This window comes from Undibacterium sp. Xuan67W (assembly GCF_049340165.1).
Classification (GTDB): Bacteria; Pseudomonadota; Gammaproteobacteria; order Burkholderiales; family Burkholderiaceae_D; genus Undibacterium.
In genome coordinates, this window is sequence record NZ_JBMPPN010000010.1 from 24,886 (window position 1) to 43,458 (window position 18,573).

Sequence of the window (18,573 nt, forward strand, 5' to 3'; positions counted from 1 at the left end):
GTTGACCTGCAAAAAGCCTGTGTGAAAACGCAGGCTTTTTTTATCGGCTTACAATCATGCATCATGCAATTGCACGAATTTTAGGTCGGTCAAATTTCACGCGAATGGAGTAATTATGCGAGCAATTCAAATTACACAATACGGTAAGCCAGAAGTGTTGCAGTTATGCGAGAGGCCTGTTCCGGAGCCGAAGGCCGGTGAAGTGTTGATCCGCGTAAATGCGGCGGGTATTAACCGTCCTGATGTGTTGCAACGCCTCGGTCACTATCCGGTCCCGGCAGGAGCTTCTGATTTGCCGGGACTGGAAGTTGCCGGTGAGATCATAGGTGGGGATTTGCAGGGCTCAGATTTTGTTATTGGAGATAGCGTGTGTGCGCTGGTGCAGGGCGGCGGTTACGCAGAATACTGCGTTGCGCCAGCCTTGCAGTGTTTGCCCGTGCCGGTCGGGTTAAGTCTGGTTGAGGCCGCATCATTGCCTGAAACTTATTTTACGGTCTGGAGCAATGTATTTGATCGCGCTAGATTAAGTGCGGATGAGAGTTTGTTGGTTCAGGGAGGTACGTCGGGCATCGGTGTGACGGCGATACAGATGGCCGTCGCCCTGGGGCATCGGGTATTCGCTACGGCTGGCTCGGATGATAAATGCAGGGCCACGGAGCAGTTGGGTGCCGAGAGGGGGATTAATTATCGTAGCGAAGACTTTGTAGAGATACTTAAATCTTTGACTGCTGGTCGCGGTGTGGACGTCATCCTAGATATGGTGGCGGGAGATTATGTCCCGCGCGAGATTAATTGCCTTGCTGATGATGGTCGCCTGGCAATCATCGCCTTGCTTGGTGGTGCCAAAGCTGAAGTGGATCTGGCTCAGGTGCTGCGGCGTCGGTTGACTATGACGGGATCTACGCTGCGTCCGCGTTCTGTGGCATTTAAGGGGGCAATTGCTGCTAGTTTGCGGGAAAAAATCTGGCCTTTGCTGGAGTCTGGTCAAATAAAGCCTGTAATTCATCAGATTTTCCCTCTCTCTGATGCTGCTGCGGCACATGCCTTAATGGAGACCAGCTCGCATGTGGGGAAAATTATGCTGCGAGTTTCAGATTCCTAATATTTCTGATATGGAGAAGCAAGATACTCTCGGTATTTTTAATAAAAACCTGGCTGAACACGCTTAAGAGTCGGGTGAGTTGGAAAAATACTGATGGGTAGTATCTATTTAGTGGGTGACTTAAAGGGGTGTTGATGGCGTTACTTTGTGGCTCCTCGAGAAATTTAATGTGGTAGTCCTGATTTGTCTTGGTATGGGTTTGCCCCTTGTGCATAGAAGGGCTACAATAGACGGTTTATTAAATTTTTGGGCTGCTATGCGACGTAAATTGATTGCTGGTAACTGGAAAATGAATGGCAGTTTTGCTTCAAATGAAGCGCTGTTGTCTGAATTGCGTTCTGGTTTAAGTGCTGGCGTGGCTTGCGATGTTTTGGTTTGCGCGCCGTCACCATATTTGATGCAATGTGCGAATTTGTTGTCTGGTAGCGATATTGGCTGGGGTGCGCAGGATGTTTCTGTGCATCTTTCCGGAGCTTATACTGGTGAGGTTTCTGCGTCGATGCTGTCAGACTGCTCTTGTACTTATGCAATCGTTGGTCACTCTGAGCGTCGTGCTTATCATGGCGAAACGGATGAGCTGGTGGCGCAAAAAACCTTGCGGTTGCTTGCGTCCGGCTTGAAGCCGATTGTTTGTGTGGGTGAAACGCTGGAGCAGCGGGAATTGGGACAAACCAATTCCGTCGTTTCTGCACAATTACGGGCGGTGTTGGATGTCATTGATGTGGATGCGCTGACAAATCTGGTGGTTGCCTATGAGCCAGTCTGGGCAATTGGTACCGGTAAGACGGCGACGCCGCAAATGGCGCAGGATGTTCATGCGGTCTTGCGTCAGCAATTGGCGTTGAAAAATCCTACGGCAGCGGAAATAGTGCAGATTCTGTATGGCGGCAGTATGAAGCCCGAAAATGCGCAAGAGTTGCTGGCGATGCCGGATATTGATGGCGGCTTGATTGGTGGTGCTGCTTTAAAGGCGGCAGATTTCCTGGCAATTATTCAAGCAGGTTAATTCTTTTGCGGCTTGTCATGGTAGGTTCGTTGGTTGATGTGATTAATGATGGGCCGGCATTTTTACTGGCTTATATTTAGTTTTAAAATTAATTAATTTAGGTGTTTTGAATGCATACTTTGTTTACGGTAGTTGTGGTTATCCAGGTTTTGTCCGCGCTGGCAATTATTGGTCTGGTGCTTTTGCAGCACGGCAAGGGCGCTGATATGGGCGCTTCATTTGGCTCAGGTGCTTCCGGTAGTTTATTTGGCGCGACGGGCTCGTCTAACTTTTTATCTAAATCGACAGGCATCGCCGCCGCAGTATTTTTTGGCGCGACCCTCGCTCTGGCATTCATAGGTGGCAATCGCACTAGCACTGGTGGTGTGCTGGATAATTTGCCTACGGCGGCAAAAGTAGTACCGGCGCCGACAGCTGCTTCGGCCAGTTCGGTTGCTGCTCCTGCTAGCGCAGCGGGTCAAGCTAATCAAATCCCGAAATAAAACGGTTTTACTCTGCAAAAAACGTTGAATGTCTGCAATTGTGCGTTGAACAATTGCGTCAGACATAGTAGAATGCAGGGCTTAAGCCGACGTGGTGAAATTGGTAGACACGCTATCTTGAGGGGGTAGTGGCGAAAGCTGTACGAGTTCGAGTCTCGTCGTCGGCACCAAAAAATACGACCAGTTTTCTTTGCTGGTCTGGTCGGAGGGGTGGTAGCAATGCTCCTCTTGCTTTTAGAGTGAATCACTTCAATGTGGCGTTCAAATACAGGTAGCCTAACGTGAACCTCGAAAATTATTTCCCTGTTCTTCTCTTCATTCTGGTTGGTATTGCGGTTGGTATAGTTCCGCAAATTCTTGGTCGCATTCTTGCTCCATTTAAACCGGATAGTCAAAAAACATCTCCATACGAATGTGGCTTTGAAGCCTTCGAAGACGCACGTATGAAATTTGATGTGCGTTATTACCTGGTTGCGATTCTGTTTATCCTGTTTGATCTTGAGACGGCTTTCTTTTTTCCTTGGGGCCTAGCAATGCGTGACCTGGGTTGGTCCGGTTTCTTGATTATGCTGGGTTTTGTCCTGGAATTCGCAGTTGGTTTTTGGTATATCTGGAAAAAGGGCGCCCTGGATTGGGAGTGATCGATTATGGCAATTGAAGGTGTATTGAGCGAAGGCTTCGTCACGACGACGGCTGATAAGCTAATTAATTGGACACGCACAGGTTCGATGTGGCCAATGACTTTTGGTCTCGCTTGTTGTGCGGTCGAAATGATGCATGCAGGTGCGTCACGATACGATCTGGATCGTTTTGGCGTGGTGTTTCGTCCATCGCCACGCCAGTCGGATGTGATGATTGTTGCTGGAACGCTGTGTAATAAAATGGCGCCCGCTTTGCGTAAAGTGTACGACCAGATGGCTGAGCCTCGTTGGGTTATTTCCATGGGATCGTGCGCCAATGGTGGTGGTTATTATCACTACTCTTACTCCGTGGTGCGTGGTTGCGATCGTATTGTGCCAGTTGATATTTATGTGCCAGGTTGTCCGCCAACTGCAGAGGCTCTGTTGTACGGCATTATTCAGTTGCAAAACAAGATCAAACGTACCAATACTATTGCGCGCTAATCTGTTCAGTTCAAGCGAATTTAGGGCAGCACTTACACTATGACTACAAAATTAGAAATCCTCGAGGCAGCGGTAAAAGAGGTCTTGGGCGATCGTTTGCTGCAATCTACTCTGGCTCTGGGTGAGCTGACGGTTGTGGTCGCGCCTCAGGTCTACTTGCAGGTCATGCAGGATCTGCGTGATCACACTTCAACTTCTTTCGAAGAATTGATTGATTTGTGTGGCGTTGATTATTCGGCGTACGGCGATGGTGCTTGGACTGGCGCACGTTTTGCTGCTGTGTCTCACTTGCTGTCGATTAAGCACAACTGGCGTTTGCGCGTCCGGGTGTTTGCTGCTGACGATGAGATGCCAGTTTTGCCATCCGTAATCGATGTCTGGAATGCCGCAAATTGGTATGAGCGCGAAGCATTTGATTTCTTTGGTATTTTGTTCGACGGTCATAATGATTTGCGTCGCATTTTGACTGATTATGGTTTTATTGGTCATCCTTTTCGTAAAGATTTTCCTGTATCTGGTTATGTCGAAATGCGTTATGACTCTGAGCAAAAGCGCGTTGTTTATCAGCCCGTTACGATAGATCCGCGTGAAAATGTGCCGCGCATCATTCGCGAAGAGCACTACGGAGTGAAATAATGGCTGAGATTAAAAATTACACACTGAACTTTGGTCCTCAACATCCTGCTGCCCACGGTGTTTTACGTTTGGTGCTGGAGTTGGATGGTGAAGTGATTCAGCGTGCCGATCCGCATATTGGTCTGTTGCATCGTGCAACCGAGAAGTTGGCTGAGCAAAAAACTTTCCTGCAATCGGTTCCGTACATGGATCGTCTCGACTATGTGTCGATGATGGCCAATGAGCACGCCTACGTTATGGCAATCGAAAAAATGCTCGGCTTGGAAGTGCCTTTGCGCGCGCAATACATCCGCGTAATGTTCGACGAAATTACGCGTTTGCTGAATCATTTGCTGTGGATAGGTGCGCATGCATTGGATGTCGGTGCGATGGCAGTATTTTTATACGCATTTCGCGAGCGTGAAGATTTGATGGACTGTTATGAGGCCGTGTCTGGTGCGCGTTTGCATGCTGCTTACTATCGTCCAGGTGGTGTATATCGCGATTTGCCAGAGCAAATGCCGAAGTTCACAACATCGCAATTAAAGAACGACAAAGCAATGCGTGCCCTGAACGAAAATCGTCAGGGTTCTCTGCTTGATTTTATCGAAGATTTTACAAACCGCTTTCCGACCTATGTTGATGAGTACGAGACTTTGCTGACGGATAATCGTATCTGGAAGCAGCGACTGGTTGGTATCGGTGTCGTTTCTCCCGAACGTGCTAAAGCAATGGGCTTTACTGGTCCGATGTTGCGTGGTTCTGGTATTGAGTGGGATCTGCGCAAAAAACAGCCGTATGAAGTTTATGATTTATTGGATTTCGATATTCCTGTTGGTGTTAACGGCGATAGTTATGATCGTTATCTGGTGCGCGTAGAAGAGATGCGTCAGTCAAACCGTATCATAAAACAATGTGTTGAATGGCTACGCAATAATGCTGGTCCGGTGATTACAACAAATCACAAAGTCGCACCGCCTTCACGTGTGAATATGAAGTCCAATATGGAAGAGTTGATCCATCACTTCAAGTTATTTACTGAAGGCTTCCATGTTCCGGCTGGCGAAGCTTATGCTGCGGTAGAGCATCCAAAAGGCGAGTTTGGTATCTACCTCATGTCTGACGGTGCGAACAAGCCGTATCGCCTGAAAATCCGCGCTCCTGGATTCGCACACTTGCAGGGACTGGATGAGATGGCAAAGGGTCATATGATTGCCGATGCGGTAACGATTATCGGTACGCAAGATATTGTGTTTGGTGAGATTGACCGCTAGATTGCTTAATCAAGGCGTGTCAACAATAGAGGCAAAAGCTATGGTGTTATCAGAGCAGGCATTTAAAAAAATTGACCGGGAATTGGCAAAATTTCCAGGTGACCAACGTCAGTCTGCTGTCATGGCGGCTTTGGCGATTGCACAGGATGAAACTGGTTGGATCTCGCCGGAAGTGATGCAAACTTTGGCTGATTACATCGGTATGCCAGCAGTTGCAGTGCAAGAAGTTGCAACCTTTTACAATATGTACAATACCAAGCCAGTTGGTAAATTCAAAATTTCAGTTTGCACGAATTTGCCATGTGCTTTGTCTGGCGGTGAGCGCGCAGCGCATCATCTAAAGGCAAAATTAGGTCTTGATTATAAAGATACCAGTCCTGATGGTTTGTTCACGCTTGTTGAGGGGGAATGCATGGGGGCATGCGGTGATGCTCCTGTCATGCTAGTCAATAACAAGCGTATGTGCAGCTTCATGTCGAATGACAAAATCGACTCGCTGGTAACAGAACTCACAGGGGCGGGCAAATAATGACGAGTCTGCATAATCGCCATATTAATCCTTTAATTCTTGCCGGCTTGGACGGCAAAAACTGGCACCTGCAAGACTATGTGGCACGCGGTGGCTACCAGTCCTTAAAACGCATTCTTGATGAAAAAATTCCGCCAGAGCAGGTAATCGCTGAGCTGAAGGCTTCTTCTTTGCGCGGACGCGGTGGTGCAGGTTTTCCCACGGGTTTGAAGTGGAGCTTCATGCCACGTCAATATCCCGGACAAAAATATTTGGTCTGCAATACCGATGAAGGCGAGCCCGGTACCTTTAAAGATCGCGACATTATCCGCTACAACCCACATGCGTTGATTGAGGGTATGGCAATCGGTGCCTACGCAATGGGTATTACGGTCGGTTATAACTACATCCACGGTGAAATTTTCGCTGACTATGATCGCTTTGAAGAAGCGATTGAAGAGGCACGCGCCGCCGGTATGCTCGGTGACAAGATTCACGGTTCTGAATTTTCTTTCCAGTTGCACGCATTCCATGGTTATGGTGCGTATATCTGTGGCGAAGAGACGGCCTTGCTGGAATCTTTGGAGGGTAAAAAAGGTCAGCCACGCTTTAAGCCGCCTTTTCCAGCGAGCTTTGGCCTGTATGGCAAACCAACCACCATCAATAATACCGAAACGTTTGCAGCAGTCCCGTTTGTCTTTGCCATGGGCGGTGAAAAATACGCAGCTCTAGGTAAACCAAACAATGGCGGCACTAAGATTTTCTCTATGTCTGGCGATGTGGCTAAACCGGGTAACTACGAAGTTCCCCTGGGTACACCGTTTGCGACTTTGCTGGAGCTCGCGGGTGGCATGCGTGATGGCAAGAAAATTAAAGCAGTTATTCCAGGTGGTTCATCAATGCCAGTATTGACCGGCGACGTGATGATGGCAACAGATATGGACTATGACTCGATCGCTAAAGCAGGTTCGATGCTGGGTTCCGGTGCTGTTATCGTGATGGACGAAACCCGTTGCATGGTCAAGTCGTTACTGCGTTTGTCTTACTTCTATTTTGAAGAGTCTTGCGGTCAGTGCACACCTTGTCGTGAGGGTACGGGCTGGCTCTATCGTATGGTGCATCGCATCGAACACGGACAGGGCAGGGCAGATGATCTCGACATGCTGAATTCGATTGCGGACAATATTCAGGGACGTACTATTTGTGCCTTGGGTGATGCTGCTGCGATGCCAGTACGTGCCTTCATCAAGAATTTCCGCGAAGAATTTGAATATCACATCGAGCATAAACATTGCTTGGTTCCCGCTTACATTTAAGCCAGCTCAGGTAGCGTACTTCAGAGTAAACCATGGTTGAAATCGAAATAGACGGCAAAAAAGTTGAAGTGCAAGAAGGCAGTATGGTAATGGATGCTGCCAACAAGCTTGGCACATATATTCCGCATTTTTGCTATCACAAAAAATTATCCATTGCGGCAAACTGCCGTATGTGTCTGGTCGAAGTGGAGAAGGCGCCCAAGCCATTGCCGGCCTGTGCGACTCCTGTGACTGCCGGTATGATCGTGCGCTCTAACAGCGATAAGGCAGTTAAAGCGCAAAAAGGCGTGATGGAATTCCTGTTGATTAATCACCCTCTGGATTGTCCGATTTGCGATCAGGGTGGCGAATGTCAATTGCAGGATCTGGCAGTAGGATATGGTTCCACCAGCTCACGTTACGAAGAGGAAAAACGGGTAGTTTTCCATAAGAATGTCGGCCCATTGATTTCTATGGAAGAAATGAGCCGTTGCATTCACTGCACCCGCTGTGTCCGTTTTGGTCAGGAGATCGCTGGTGTGATGGAGCTGGGAATGTTGGGTCGCGGTGAGCATTCTGAGATCACTTCTTTCGTTGGCAAGACCGTTGATTCCGAGCTGTCCGGCAATATGATTGATCTCTGTCCGGTTGGAGCATTGACATCTAAGCCTTTCCGTTATTCAGCACGCACCTGGGAATTATCCCGTCGTAAGTCGATTAGCGCACATGATGGCCTAGGGGCCAATTTGATTGTTCAGGTGAAGAACAACAAAGTGATGCGTGTCGTACCTTTGGAAAACGAAGCGGTCAATGAATGCTGGATTTCCGATAAGGATCGCTTTGCTTACGAAGGTTTGAATAGCGAAGAACGCCTAACTAAGCCAATGATTAAACAAGGTGGCCAGTGGCAGGAAACTGACTGGCAAACAGCCTTGGAATATGTGGCACATGGCTTGCGTAATATCAAACATGAGCACGGCGCTGCGGCTATTGCGGCGGCAGCCACGCCAAGTTCAACCCTGGAAGAGCTCAGTTTGCTACAAAAGGTCGTTCGTGGTCTGGGTTCTGATAATGTGGACTTCCGCTTGCGCCAATCTGATTTCTCGTTAGAGAGCAAGGTAGTGCCTTGGCTGGGTATGTCAATTGTTGATTTTGCGCAATTGAAGAATATTTTTGTCATTGGTTCCTTCTTGCGTAAGGACCATCCGTTGCTGGCGGCGCGTTTGCGTCAGTCGGTCAAAATGGGCGCTAAGTTGAGTGTCCTGCATGCGACAGACGATGAGTTGCTGATTAAACTGGCAAACAATGCCGTGCTCCCGCCGTCTGCCTGGTTGAATTTCCTCGCTGAGATTGCAGTTGCTGTCGCTGTTAAAAAGGAAATCGCAAAACCGACTGGCTTTGAGCAAGTCCAAGCTTCTGAAAAAGCAGCATTGATTGCTGATGGTATCTTGAAAGCTAATGCGGGCGTATTTTTGGGTAACGCCGCTGCTCAACATCCTGATGCGGCAAAACTACACGCTTTGTCACAATGGATCGCACAGAACGCTGGTGCAAGTTTCGGTTATCTGACGGAAGCCGCGAATACGGTTGGTGGATATCTTGCCGGAGCTGTGCCAAATAATGAGGCGAATGCGCAAAACTTATTTGCACAAGCAAAAAAAGCATATGTACTTTTGCATGCAGAACCTGAATTAGATTGTGCTAATCCTCAGCAAGCAAGGTCTGCCTTGGATCAGGCTGAAATGGTTGTTTCTTTGTCTGCCTACAAACACGGTTTAGATTACGCTGATGTATTGCTGCCAGTATCGCCTTTTACGGAAACTGCCGGTACATTCATTAATTGTGAAGGTCGCGTACAAAGTTTCCATGGCGTTGTGAAGCCGTTGGGTGATACTCGTCCGGCTTGGAAAGTATTGCGCGTTCTCGGTAATCTGCTTGAGTTGCCTGAGTTTGAGTTCGAAACTTCCGAGGCAATTCGCGATGCTTTACTGGGCAAGGATGTCGCGACAGTAGTGACAAGTCTCAATAATATGGGCGCTGCCGGCGTTCCTTTGCTGGCGAGTGCTGCTATCTCTCAGGGCCTGGAACGGATTGCCGACGTGTCGATTTACAGTACGGACGCCATTGTCAGAAGATCTGAGTCCTTGCAAAAAACCAGAGATGCAAAGACGCCTGAAGTTCATCTGAGTGCGGCGCAGTTTGCTAAGTTAAGTTTAAAAGACGGCGATTACGTCAAGATCACTCAAGGTCAGGGGTCAGCAGTATTGCCAGTGGTTCTGGGTAAAAACTTACCTGATAATGTCGTCCGCCTTGCTGCAGGTCATATCTTGACTAAGTCATTAGGTCCAATGTTTGGTGCAGTTACTGTGGAGCGTGCGTAATGAACTTATTACTCACTATTCAGACATACGGACAGCAATATCTGGGTGCCTTATGGCCTCTGGTATGGACTCTCGTGAAGATTGTCTGCATCACTTTACCTGTAATGGGCTGTGTTGCTTATCTGACCCTATGGGAACGTAAGTTGATAGGCTGGATGCATATCCGTCTTGGCCCGAATCGTGTGGGTCCCGCTGGTTTGCTGCAACCGATTGCGGACGCTTTAAAGTTACTGCTTAAAGAAATTATTATCCCTGCAAAAGCTAATAAAGTTTTGTTTGTGATTGCACCAATTATGACGATCATGCCAGCCTTGGCTGCTTGGTCAGTGATTCCTTTTGGACCTGAAGTGGTGCTGGCAAATGTCAATGCTGGTTTGTTGTTGATCATGGCAATTACGTCGATGGAAGTGTACGGCATCATCATCGCGGGTTGGGCATCTAATTCTAAGTACGCATTCTTGGGCGCGATGCGCGCCTCAGCGCAGATGGTTTCTTATGAGATCGCCATGGGTTTTGTGTTGGTGATTGTATTAATGGTCTCGGGTAGTTTGAATTTGTCAGATGTCGTCAATGGTCAGATGAAGGGCTCCTTCGCCGATCATGGCTGGAATTTCTTGTCTTGGAACTGGCTGCCTTTGCTGCCTATGTTCGTGATTTATGTGATTTCCGGTATCGCGGAGACTAACCGTCATCCATTCGACGTGGTTGAAGGTGAATCTGAGATCGTTGCGGGCCATATGGTTGAGTATTCAGGTATGTCCTTCGCGATGTTCTTCTTGGCAGAGTACGCCAATATGATTTTGATTTCTGCATTAGCTTCGTTGATGTTTTTGGGCGGGTGGAATTCACCGATAGGTCACGCAGTTCCAGTGCTGGGTCTGCTGGCTTATTTGCCGGGCTGGATTTGGTTGGGCTTGAAAACTTTTGTAGTGGTGTCGATGTTCATTTGGGCTCGCGCATCTTTCCCACGCTATCGCTATGACCAGATCATGCGTCTGGGCTGGAAAGTATTTATCCCGCTTACCCTGGTGTATCTGGTGATCGTCGCAGCATGGATGCAAACTCCATGGAATATTTGGAAGTAAGAGGCTAAAAAAATGGAAGCAATCAAGGATTTTTTTGGCAGCCTAATGCTGCGCGAACTGATCAAGGGCCTCGCCCTGACAGGTCGCTATATGTTCGCCCGCAAGATCACGGTGCAATTTCCTGAGGAAAAAACACCACAGTCTCCACGTTTCCGTGGCCTGCATGCCTTACGTCGTTATCCGAACGGAGAAGAGCGTTGTATTGCCTGTAAGTTGTGTGAGGCAGTTTGTCCGGCAATGGCAATTACGATTGAATCTGACCAACGGGAAGATGGTTCACGTCGTACGACGCGTTACGATATCGATTTAACTAAATGCATTTTTTGCGGATTTTGCGAAGAATCATGTCCGGTAGATTCGATTGTAGAAACTCACGTATTGGAATATCACGGTGAAAAGCGTGGTGATTTATATTTCACCAAAGAGATGCTGTTGGCTGTAGGTGATCGCTATGAAACAGAAATCGCTGCCGCTCGCGCCGCTGATGCGGCTTACCGTTAATTCGGTATAACTAGGATTTAGCTCGCTATGGAATTTACCACTGCTTTATTTTATGTGTTTGCTGCGATTCTGATTTTCGCATCGATTCAAGTTATTACCGCACGAAGCCCGGTACATGCTGCATTGTTTTTAGTTCTCGCTTTTTTTACTGCTGCAGGTATCTGGTTGTTGTTGAAAGCTGAATTTTTGGCGATTGTCCTGGTGCTGGTATACGTTGGCGCTGTGATGGTTTTGTTCCTGTTTGTCGTGATGATGCTTGACATAAATATGGATAAGTTACGTCAGGGCTTCTGGAGTCATTTTCCTCTTGCTGCCTTTGTCGGTGTGGCCATTGTTCTGGAAATGTCAGCAGTATTATGGCGCGGATTTTTGCGCCCTGATAATCATATTCCTGCTGCATCAGAAAACATTGGCAATACCAAGTCATTAGGTATAGAAATCTTTACTCACTATATGTTCGCTTTTGAGGTTGCCGCTGCGATCCTTTTGCTGGCGATCGTAGCCGCAGTCGCGCTGACTTTGCGTCGTCGTAAAGACAGTAAATATTTCGATCCTGCCGAAGCAGTCAAAGTTAAGCGCAATGACCGTGTTCGCATGGTCAGTATGGTTGCCGATTCTGACCGTGCCCGCGACAGAGCTGGTTTGGGCGGAACAACAGAAAAGACAGAGGCGTAAATGACTTTAACATTGACACATTACCTGATATTAGGTGCGATTTTATTCGCGATCTCTATCGTCGGTATTTTTCTGAATCGCAAAAATATTATCGTTCTATTGATGGCAATCGAGTTGATGCTGCTTGCTGTCAACATGAATTTCATCGCATTTTCGCATTATCTTGGTGATGCAGCAGGACAGATTTTTGTATTCTTTATTCTGACCGTGGCTGCTGCAGAGTCTGCGATTGGTCTGGCTATCCTCGTGGTGATGTTCCGCAATATGGATACCATTGATGTAGAAGATCTGGATGCGCTCAAAGGATAACGAGTTTTGCCGGTTGTCTTGTTGTGATCTTTGGATACAACGACAACCAGATTAAACTCACTGGCGATTTAAAAAAGTAATAAGCTAACAAAGGGTCATCATGGCGGGGCAACTAAACCCACATTTACTACTGGCTGTACCATTGGCACCTCTTGCGGGTTCTGCCATTGCGGGTCTGTTAGGCACTAAATTTTTCGGCAATCTCGTCGGTCGTAAGGTATCTCATACAGCGACTATTCTTGGCGTACTGATTGCATTTATTCTCTCTTGTATGACCTTGTCACAAGTACTCGATGGCGCAAAATACAACGCCACTCTGTACCACTGGATGACGGTTGGCAGCCTGAAGCTGGAAGTCGGTTTTTTGGTCGATAGCTTGACTGCAATGATGATGTGTGTGGTGACCTTCGTGTCATTGATGGTGCATATCTACACCGTTGGCTATATGGCTGAAGACGAAGGCTACAACCGCTTCTTTGCTTATATTTCTTTGTTTACTTTCTCGATGTTGATGCTCGTGATGAGCAATAACTTCTTGCAATTATTCTTTGGCTGGGAAGCAGTGGGTTTGGTCTCTTACTTGTTGATTGGCTTCTGGTACACCAAGCCAACTGCTATTTACGCAAACATGAAAGCCTTCTTGGTGAATCGTGTTGGTGACTTTGGTTTTATCTTGGGCATTGGTTTGTTAGTGGCCTACACAGGCTCTATGGACTATGCAGAAGTCTTTGCGAAAAAAGCAGAGTTAGCTCCGTTGATGTTGCCTGGTACTGACTGGATGCTGATCACGGTTGCCTGTATCTGTTTGTTTATCGGTGCTATGGGTAAGTCGGCGCAATTCCCATTGCACGTGTGGTTGCCTGATTCTATGGAAGGTCCAACCCCGATTTCTGCTTTGATTCACGCTGCGACGATGGTTACCGCGGGTATTTTCATGGTGGCACGTATGTCACCATTGTTTGAGATGTCTGATACAGCGTTGAATTTCATTATGGTCATAGGCTCCATAACAGCCTTGTTCATGGGTTTTCTTGGCATCATCCAAAACGATATTAAACGCGTGGTCGCATACTCAACCTTGTCTCAATTAGGCTATATGACTGTGGCTTTAGGTGCATCTGCTTATTCAGTCGCTGTATTCCATTTGATGACGCATGCCTTCTTTAAAGCTTTGCTGTTCTTAGCGGCTGGTTCAGTGATTATTGGTATGCATCATGATCAAGACATTCGCAACATGGGTGGCCTGCGTAAGTACATGAAAGTAACTTGGATCACTTCATTATTAGGTTCTCTGGCATTGATCGGTACGCCATTCTTTTCAGGCTTCTACTCAAAAGATTCTATTATCGAAGCTGTTATGTTGTCGCATTTGCCAGCCGCTGGGTTCGCTAAATTTGCGGTATTGGCGGGTGTCTTCGTGACCGCTTTCTATTCCTTCCGTATGTATTTCTTGGTCTTCCACGGTAAAGAAAACTTTGGGCATGCCCACGATGCGCACGGTCACGACGATCATCATGATGATCACCATCACGGTCTCGCACCAGGACAAAAACCGCATGAATCTCCAGCGGTGGTTTGGGTTCCCTTGGCTTTGTTGGCAATTCCATCGGTCTTCATCGGTTTGTATGCGATCGAACCTATGTTATATGGTGACTTCTTCAAAGATGTGATTTTCATTGATCACCATGCCCACCATGCGATGAGTGAGTTGAAGGAAGAATTCCATAGCTGGCAAGCGATGGGCGTCCATGCGCTGATGACGCCACCATTCTGGTTAGCCTTGGCTGGCGTGGCATTGTCTTACTTCTTCTACATGGTCAAGCCTGCAATCCCAACAATGATCAAGCAGAAGTTCAGTGCCGTCTACACGTTGCTCGACAACAAATACTACATGGATAAATTCAATGAAATCGTGTTTGCCGGTGGTGCACGTTTGTTGGGTGGCGGGTTGTGGAATGTCGGCGATAAAAGCTTGATTGATGGTCTCATCGTTAACGGCAGTGCCAAACTGGTTGGATGGTTGTCTAAGGGAGTGCGTTTGTTGCAGACTGGTTATCTGTATCATTATGCGTTTGTGATGATTCTTGGAGTGTTAGGCTTTTTGTCTTACTTCATGTTTCCCTTCATGTTCCCGTTAGCTAAATAAGTAATTCATAAAAAAGAACTCATGATGCAGTCAACTTCTTACCTACTCAGCCTCGCAATCTGGTGTCCCATTATTTTTGGACTCTTTGTGCTGGCATTTGGTCGCGATAGCAATCCTGGCCTGACGCGGAGTGTCTCGTTAATCGGCTCGCTAGCCAGTTTGCTGGTGACGATTCCTCTAATTGAACGCTTTGATAACGCAGCGCATGGTATGCAGTTTGTGGAAAAGAGTGCCTGGATAGAGCGCTTGAACGTCTTTTATGCGTTAGGCATCGACGGTATTTCATTATGGCTGGTGCCATTGACTGCCTTCATTACGGTAATTGTTGTGATTGCTGCCTGGGAAGTTATTGAAAAACAAGTTGCGCAATATATGGGGGCTTTCCTGATATTGTCGGGCTTGATGATTGGTGTTTTCTGCGCCACTGACGGGTTGCTGTTTTATGTATTCTTTGAGGCGACTCTGATACCGATGTTCATTATCGTTGGTGTCTGGGGTGGTCCAAATCGCGTGTATGCCGCATTCAAGTTTTTCCTCTATACATTGATGGGTTCTCTGCTGACTTTGGTCGCGATTATTTACCTCTACTTTAAGGCAGGAAATAGCTTTGATATCTTGGCCTGGCACCAATTGCCATTGCCATTGTCAACACAGATTATGATTTTTCTGGCTTTCCTGATGGCGTTTGCGGTCAAAGTGCCAATGTGGCCAGTGCATACGTGGTTGCCTGATGCTCACGTAGAAGCACCAACTGGTGGTTCAGTTGTTCTGGCCGCTATCATGTTGAAATTGGGCGCCTACGGTTTCTTACGTTTTTCTCTGCCGATTGCACCGGATGCGAGTCATTATTTATCTGGCTTTATTATTACCTTGTCTCTGATCGCAGTTATCTACATTGGTCTGGTAGCACTGGTGCAGGCAGATATGAAAAAACTGGTTGCGTATTCTTCCATCGCTCATATGGGTTTTGTCACACTAGGATTCTTCATGTTTAACGACATGTCGGTACAAGGTGCGATTGTTCAGATGATTTCACACGGCTTTATTTCCGGCGCAATGTTCTTGTGTATCGGTGTCTTGTACGATCGCGTGCATTCTCGTCAGATTGTTGATTACGGTGGCGTTGTGAATACGATGCCGAAGTTTGCTGCTTTATTCGTTCTTTTCTCAATGGCAAACTGCGGCTTGCCTGCGACATCGGGATTTGTTGGCGAATTCATGGTGATCCTTGGTGCGGTCCAGTTCAATTTTTGGATTGGAATGCTAGCGGCGACCGCGCTGATCTTCGGCGCTGCTTACTCTCTCTGGATGGTGAAGCGTGTTGTGTTCGGTGCGATTGTGCATGAGCATGTCGCACAGTTGACAGATCTTAATAAACGCGAATTTTTCATGTTGGGTGTTTTAGCGATCGCGGTCATTGCAATGGGTTTGTACCCAGCGCCATTCACTGATGCAATGCAGGTTTCTGTTGCAGACTTATTAAAGCATGTCGCAGCGACAAAGATCACACCCTGAGTACGTTGAATAATTGGGTGGACAATTAATTGAGCGGCGAAATGAGCAGTAAACCGGACGATACGCTTAGAAATAATAAAAGACTGAATTGTGAACGAGCATACAAAATGCTCGCGCAACTACAGATCGATGCTAGCACTTAGTACAAACGAAACTATATGAACCTGATACCACTTTATCCTGAAATTTTTTTGCTCCTTGCGATCTGCGTAATTTTGTTGATCGACATGTTTTTAGCAGATGATAAACGTAACGTGACATATGCACTGAGTATCCTTACTCTGGCGATATGTGGCGTGTTGACGGTGACGAATCCTAGCGGAGAGATTTCGGTTTACCTAAGTAATAAAATGTTCGTGTCTGACCCGATGTCGAATTTGCTTAAACTATTTTCCTACATCGCAGTCGGTTTGACATTGATTTATGGTCGCCAATATGCGACTGATCGTGGCATGACAAATGACAAACTAGGTGGCGAGTTCTATGTACTTGCCCTGTTTTCTTTGCTTGGTCAGATGGTAATGATTTCGGGGAACAATTTCCTGGTAATTTATCTTGGTCTGGAATTGATGTCTCTGTCTCTTTATGCACTGGTTGCATTGCGCAGAGATCATACTGTTTCAACAGAAGCGGCGATGAAGTATTTCATTCTTGGCGCTCTGGCATCCGGTTTCTTGTTATATGGTATATCCATGTTGTACGGTGCAACTGGATCGCTGGATCTGGCGGAAGTAGCTAAGGCCGCTGCTTCGCCTGCTGCAAACAAGCAGATTTTAGTATTTGGTATTGTCTTCTTGGTCGCTGGTCTAGCATTTAAACTCGGTGTTGTACCGTTCCATATGTGGGTGCCTGACGTTTATCAGGGTTCTCCTACCGCAGTAACGCTTCTGCTAGGTGGTGCGCCGAAGCTCGCTGCTTTTGCTATTTGTTTCCGCTTGCTTGTTGAGGGACTTTTTCCACAAGCGATAGACTGGCAGCAAATGTTGGTCGTATTAGCTGTGATGTCCATGGCCATTGGTAATATTACAGCGATCGCTCAGACAAATCTGAAGCGCATGCTTGCTTACTCAACGATCTCCCAGATGGGATTTATGCTATTGGGCTTGTTGTCAGGCGTTGTGGGTCACAATACAAGTTTTGCTGCCGAAGCTTACAGTGCCTCTATGTTCTACAGCATCACTTACGTGCTGACGACGCTGGGTACTTTTGGCGTGATCATGTTGTTGGCACGTTCAGGTTTTGAAGCTGAAAATCTCGATGATTTGAAAGGCCTCAATAAACGTAGCCCATGGTTTGCGCTGGTGATGTTGTTATTGATGTTCTCGCTGGCTGGCATCCCGCCAATGATGGGTTTTTACGCAAAATTGTCTGTATTGAAAGCTGTGTTGTCAACTGGTCAGGTATGGCTCGCTGTTGCAGCGGTTCTGTTCTCATTGATCGGTGCTTTTTACTATATTCGCGTAGTGAAATTGATGTACTTTGATCAGCCGGCAGATCAGCATGCGATCGTCGCTAGTACAGATATGCGTATTGTCCTTAGTATCAACGGTATTGCTGTTCTGGTGATGGGCTTGATGCCGGGTTCTTTGATGTCAGCTTGCACTAATGCAATCATCAAGACCTTAGCGTCCTGATGTATTTTCCGGATACTCTTTAGTGGAAGTTTCTGCATCTGCCTGGCTGGTTATTATCCTGGCGATAATCGCGGCCAATTTGCCGTTTTTCAATGATCGCCTGTTCGCAATCATTCCAGTGTCAAGCTGGCTCGCAAAGCCCTTTTGGTTCTGTTTGCTTGAGCTAACTGTCTTTTATTTCTCGCTTGGGTTCATCGCCAGCCTGCTCGAATCTAAAGCAGGTAACCGCTTTACCCAGACATGGGAATTTTATGCGATTACTTCATGCCTGTTCATCGTTCTTGCGTTTCCAGGTTTTGTATACCGTTACCTGAGAAAACAGCATGGATAAGCTGATATTGAGCCCGGATGCGAATCCTCATCTTGCTGAGATAAAAGTGAGTGGAGAGCTTGCTTACTCAGGTAGTTTTCTCAAAGTCGAAAAAGATATAGTTCGTTTGCCTGATGCTAATCAAGTTACCCGTGAATATATAAAACATCCTGGTGCGGTCGTCATTTTGCCATTGCTTGATGACGGTACTGTGCTGATGGAACGTCAGTTTCGCTATCCACTCAATCAGGTGTTTATCGAATTCCCGGCCGGTAAAATTGATCCTGACGAAGATGCCTTAGTTTGCGCTAAACGCGAATTGCTCGAAGAGACTGGATACACCGCAACCGATTGGCGTTATCTTTGTACGATTCATAACGCAATTGCGTACTCAGATGAGCATCTGGATATTTTTCTCGCCAAAGGACTGGTTGCCGGAAAAGCGCAGTTAGATGAAGAAGAATTTCTCGAAACGTTTACTGCGACTATTCCTGAACTTTTAGACTGGGTGAGGACGGGAAAAATCACGGACGTAAAAACTGTTATCGGCAGTTTTTGGCTAGAGAGAGTGATTGTTGAAAAATGGTGAACAGTCATTCCAAGCTTGATGC

General features: G+C 47.0%; 19 protein-coding genes and 1 tRNA gene. All 20 read left to right on the plus strand.

Going from position 1 to position 18,573, the window contains the following annotated elements; translation table 11 throughout:
* Window positions 1-115 precede the first annotated feature (115 nt).
* The 20 genes from ACO0LE_RS10715 (at window position 116) to ACO0LE_RS10810 (ending at window position 18,551) form a co-directional block, all read left to right on the plus strand.
* Window positions 116-1,102: an NAD(P)H-quinone oxidoreductase gene (locus tag ACO0LE_RS10715; protein WP_422960359.1), complete on the plus strand. Its 987-nt coding sequence runs from the start codon at window positions 116-118 to the stop codon at window positions 1,100-1,102.
* Window positions 1,103-1,358: 256 nt separating this feature from the next.
* Entirely contained in the window at window positions 1,359-2,108 is a 750-nt protein-coding gene (gene tpiA, locus ACO0LE_RS10720) for a triose-phosphate isomerase (protein ID WP_422960360.1), read from the plus strand.
* 110 nt (window positions 2,109-2,218) lie between these two features.
* On the plus strand, window positions 2,219-2,590 hold the full coding sequence (gene secG, locus ACO0LE_RS10725) for a preprotein translocase subunit SecG (protein WP_422960361.1): 372 nt from the start codon (window positions 2,219-2,221) through the stop codon (window positions 2,588-2,590).
* Between the two features lie 85 nt (window positions 2,591-2,675).
* Window positions 2,676-2,760 (plus strand) — tRNA-Leu (locus ACO0LE_RS10730).
* A gap of 111 nt (window positions 2,761-2,871) precedes the next feature.
* Window positions 2,872-3,231, plus strand: coding sequence for an NADH-quinone oxidoreductase subunit A (locus tag ACO0LE_RS10735; RefSeq protein ID WP_422960362.1), 360 nt, complete (start codon window positions 2,872-2,874; stop codon window positions 3,229-3,231).
* 6 nt (window positions 3,232-3,237) lie between these two features.
* Window positions 3,238-3,714, plus strand: coding sequence for a NuoB/complex I 20 kDa subunit family protein (locus ACO0LE_RS10740; RefSeq protein WP_262835880.1), 477 nt, complete (start codon window positions 3,238-3,240; stop codon window positions 3,712-3,714).
* A 39-nt stretch (window positions 3,715-3,753) separates the two neighbouring features.
* Complete coding sequence (locus ACO0LE_RS10745; RefSeq protein ID WP_422960363.1) at window positions 3,754-4,350, plus strand: NADH-quinone oxidoreductase subunit C; 597 nt, start codon at window positions 3,754-3,756, stop codon at window positions 4,348-4,350.
* A complete protein-coding gene (locus ACO0LE_RS10750) occupies window positions 4,350-5,603 on the plus strand; it encodes an NADH-quinone oxidoreductase subunit D (protein WP_422956059.1) in 1,254 nt (417 codons plus the stop codon). The genes ACO0LE_RS10745 and ACO0LE_RS10750 overlap by 1 nt, the downstream gene beginning before the upstream one ends.
* A 40-nt stretch (window positions 5,604-5,643) precedes the next feature.
* Window positions 5,644-6,132 (plus strand): NADH-quinone oxidoreductase subunit NuoE, encoded by a 489-nt coding sequence (nuoE, locus tag ACO0LE_RS10755; protein ID WP_422960364.1) that lies wholly within the window; start codon window positions 5,644-5,646, stop codon window positions 6,130-6,132.
* On the plus strand, window positions 6,132-7,427 hold the full coding sequence (gene nuoF, locus ACO0LE_RS10760; RefSeq protein ID WP_422960365.1) for an NADH-quinone oxidoreductase subunit NuoF: 1,296 nt from the start codon (window positions 6,132-6,134) through the stop codon (window positions 7,425-7,427). Before nuoE ends, nuoF begins: the two co-directional genes overlap by 1 nt.
* A gap of 32 nt (window positions 7,428-7,459) precedes the next feature.
* On the plus strand, window positions 7,460-9,787 hold the full coding sequence (gene nuoG / locus ACO0LE_RS10765; protein ID WP_422960366.1) for an NADH-quinone oxidoreductase subunit NuoG: 2,328 nt from the start codon (window positions 7,460-7,462) through the stop codon (window positions 9,785-9,787).
* Window positions 9,787-10,872, plus strand: coding sequence for an NADH-quinone oxidoreductase subunit NuoH (gene nuoH, locus ACO0LE_RS10770; protein ID WP_422960367.1), 1,086 nt, complete (start codon window positions 9,787-9,789; stop codon window positions 10,870-10,872). Before nuoG ends, nuoH begins: the two co-directional genes overlap by 1 nt.
* A gap of 12 nt (window positions 10,873-10,884) precedes the next feature.
* Entirely contained in the window at window positions 10,885-11,373 is a 489-nt protein-coding gene (gene nuoI / locus ACO0LE_RS10775; RefSeq protein ID WP_422960368.1) for an NADH-quinone oxidoreductase subunit NuoI, read from the plus strand.
* A 27-nt stretch (window positions 11,374-11,400) separates the two neighbouring features.
* On the plus strand, window positions 11,401-12,048 hold the full coding sequence (locus ACO0LE_RS10780) for an NADH-quinone oxidoreductase subunit J (RefSeq protein WP_422960369.1): 648 nt from the start codon (window positions 11,401-11,403) through the stop codon (window positions 12,046-12,048).
* Entirely contained in the window at window positions 12,049-12,357 is a 309-nt protein-coding gene (nuoK, locus tag ACO0LE_RS10785; protein WP_262835889.1) for an NADH-quinone oxidoreductase subunit NuoK, read from the plus strand.
* A gap of 100 nt (window positions 12,358-12,457) precedes the next feature.
* Complete coding sequence (nuoL, locus tag ACO0LE_RS10790) at window positions 12,458-14,503, plus strand: NADH-quinone oxidoreductase subunit L (RefSeq protein ID WP_422960370.1); 2,046 nt, start codon at window positions 12,458-12,460, stop codon at window positions 14,501-14,503.
* Between the two features lie 21 nt (window positions 14,504-14,524).
* Window positions 14,525-16,018: an NADH-quinone oxidoreductase subunit M gene (locus ACO0LE_RS10795; protein WP_422960371.1), complete on the plus strand. Its 1,494-nt coding sequence runs from the start codon at window positions 14,525-14,527 to the stop codon at window positions 16,016-16,018.
* A gap of 158 nt (window positions 16,019-16,176) precedes the next feature.
* Window positions 16,177-17,652, plus strand: coding sequence for an NADH-quinone oxidoreductase subunit NuoN (nuoN, locus tag ACO0LE_RS10800; RefSeq protein ID WP_422960372.1), 1,476 nt, complete (start codon window positions 16,177-16,179; stop codon window positions 17,650-17,652).
* Between the two features lie 22 nt (window positions 17,653-17,674).
* Window positions 17,675-17,983 (plus strand): DUF2818 family protein, encoded by a 309-nt coding sequence (locus ACO0LE_RS10805; protein ID WP_422960373.1) that lies wholly within the window; start codon window positions 17,675-17,677, stop codon window positions 17,981-17,983.
* On the plus strand, window positions 17,976-18,551 hold the full coding sequence (locus ACO0LE_RS10810) for an NUDIX domain-containing protein (RefSeq protein ID WP_422960374.1): 576 nt from the start codon (window positions 17,976-17,978) through the stop codon (window positions 18,549-18,551). Before ACO0LE_RS10805 ends, ACO0LE_RS10810 begins: the two co-directional genes overlap by 8 nt.
* Window positions 18,552-18,573: the final 22 nt, after the last annotated feature.

Excerpts from the sequence above, each read along its gene's own strand:
- nuoF (WP_422960365.1), top strand. The coding sequence starts at position 6,132 with ATGACGAGTCTGCATAATCGCCATATTAATCCTTTAATTCTTGCCGGC.
- nuoE (WP_422960364.1), top strand. The coding sequence starts at position 5,644 with ATGGTGTTATCAGAGCAGGCATTTAAAAAAATTGACCGGGAATTGGCA.
- nuoL (WP_422960370.1), top strand. The coding sequence starts at position 12,458 with ATGGCGGGGCAACTAAACCCACATTTACTACTGGCTGTACCATTGGCA.
- ACO0LE_RS10795 (WP_422960371.1), top strand. The coding sequence starts at position 14,525 with ATGATGCAGTCAACTTCTTACCTACTCAGCCTCGCAATCTGGTGTCCC.
- ACO0LE_RS10810 (WP_422960374.1), top strand. The coding sequence starts at position 17,976 with ATGGATAAGCTGATATTGAGCCCGGATGCGAATCCTCATCTTGCTGAG.
- nuoN (WP_422960372.1), top strand. The coding sequence starts at position 16,177 with ATGAACCTGATACCACTTTATCCTGAAATTTTTTTGCTCCTTGCGATC.
- secG (WP_422960361.1), top strand. The coding sequence starts at position 2,219 with ATGCATACTTTGTTTACGGTAGTTGTGGTTATCCAGGTTTTGTCCGCG.
- tpiA (WP_422960360.1), top strand. The coding sequence starts at position 1,359 with ATGCGACGTAAATTGATTGCTGGTAACTGGAAAATGAATGGCAGTTTT.
- ACO0LE_RS10745 (WP_422960363.1), top strand. The coding sequence starts at position 3,754 with ATGACTACAAAATTAGAAATCCTCGAGGCAGCGGTAAAAGAGGTCTTG.
- ACO0LE_RS10715 (WP_422960359.1), top strand. The coding sequence starts at position 116 with ATGCGAGCAATTCAAATTACACAATACGGTAAGCCAGAAGTGTTGCAG.
- nuoG (WP_422960366.1), top strand. The coding sequence starts at position 7,460 with ATGGTTGAAATCGAAATAGACGGCAAAAAAGTTGAAGTGCAAGAAGGC.
- ACO0LE_RS10750 (WP_422956059.1), top strand. The coding sequence starts at position 4,350 with ATGGCTGAGATTAAAAATTACACACTGAACTTTGGTCCTCAACATCCT.
- ACO0LE_RS10740 (WP_262835880.1), top strand. The coding sequence starts at position 3,238 with ATGGCAATTGAAGGTGTATTGAGCGAAGGCTTCGTCACGACGACGGCT.
- nuoH (WP_422960367.1), top strand. The coding sequence starts at position 9,787 with ATGAACTTATTACTCACTATTCAGACATACGGACAGCAATATCTGGGT.
- nuoK (WP_262835889.1), top strand. The coding sequence starts at position 12,049 with ATGACTTTAACATTGACACATTACCTGATATTAGGTGCGATTTTATTC.
- nuoI (WP_422960368.1), top strand. The coding sequence starts at position 10,885 with ATGGAAGCAATCAAGGATTTTTTTGGCAGCCTAATGCTGCGCGAACTG.
- ACO0LE_RS10780 (WP_422960369.1), top strand. The coding sequence starts at position 11,401 with ATGGAATTTACCACTGCTTTATTTTATGTGTTTGCTGCGATTCTGATT.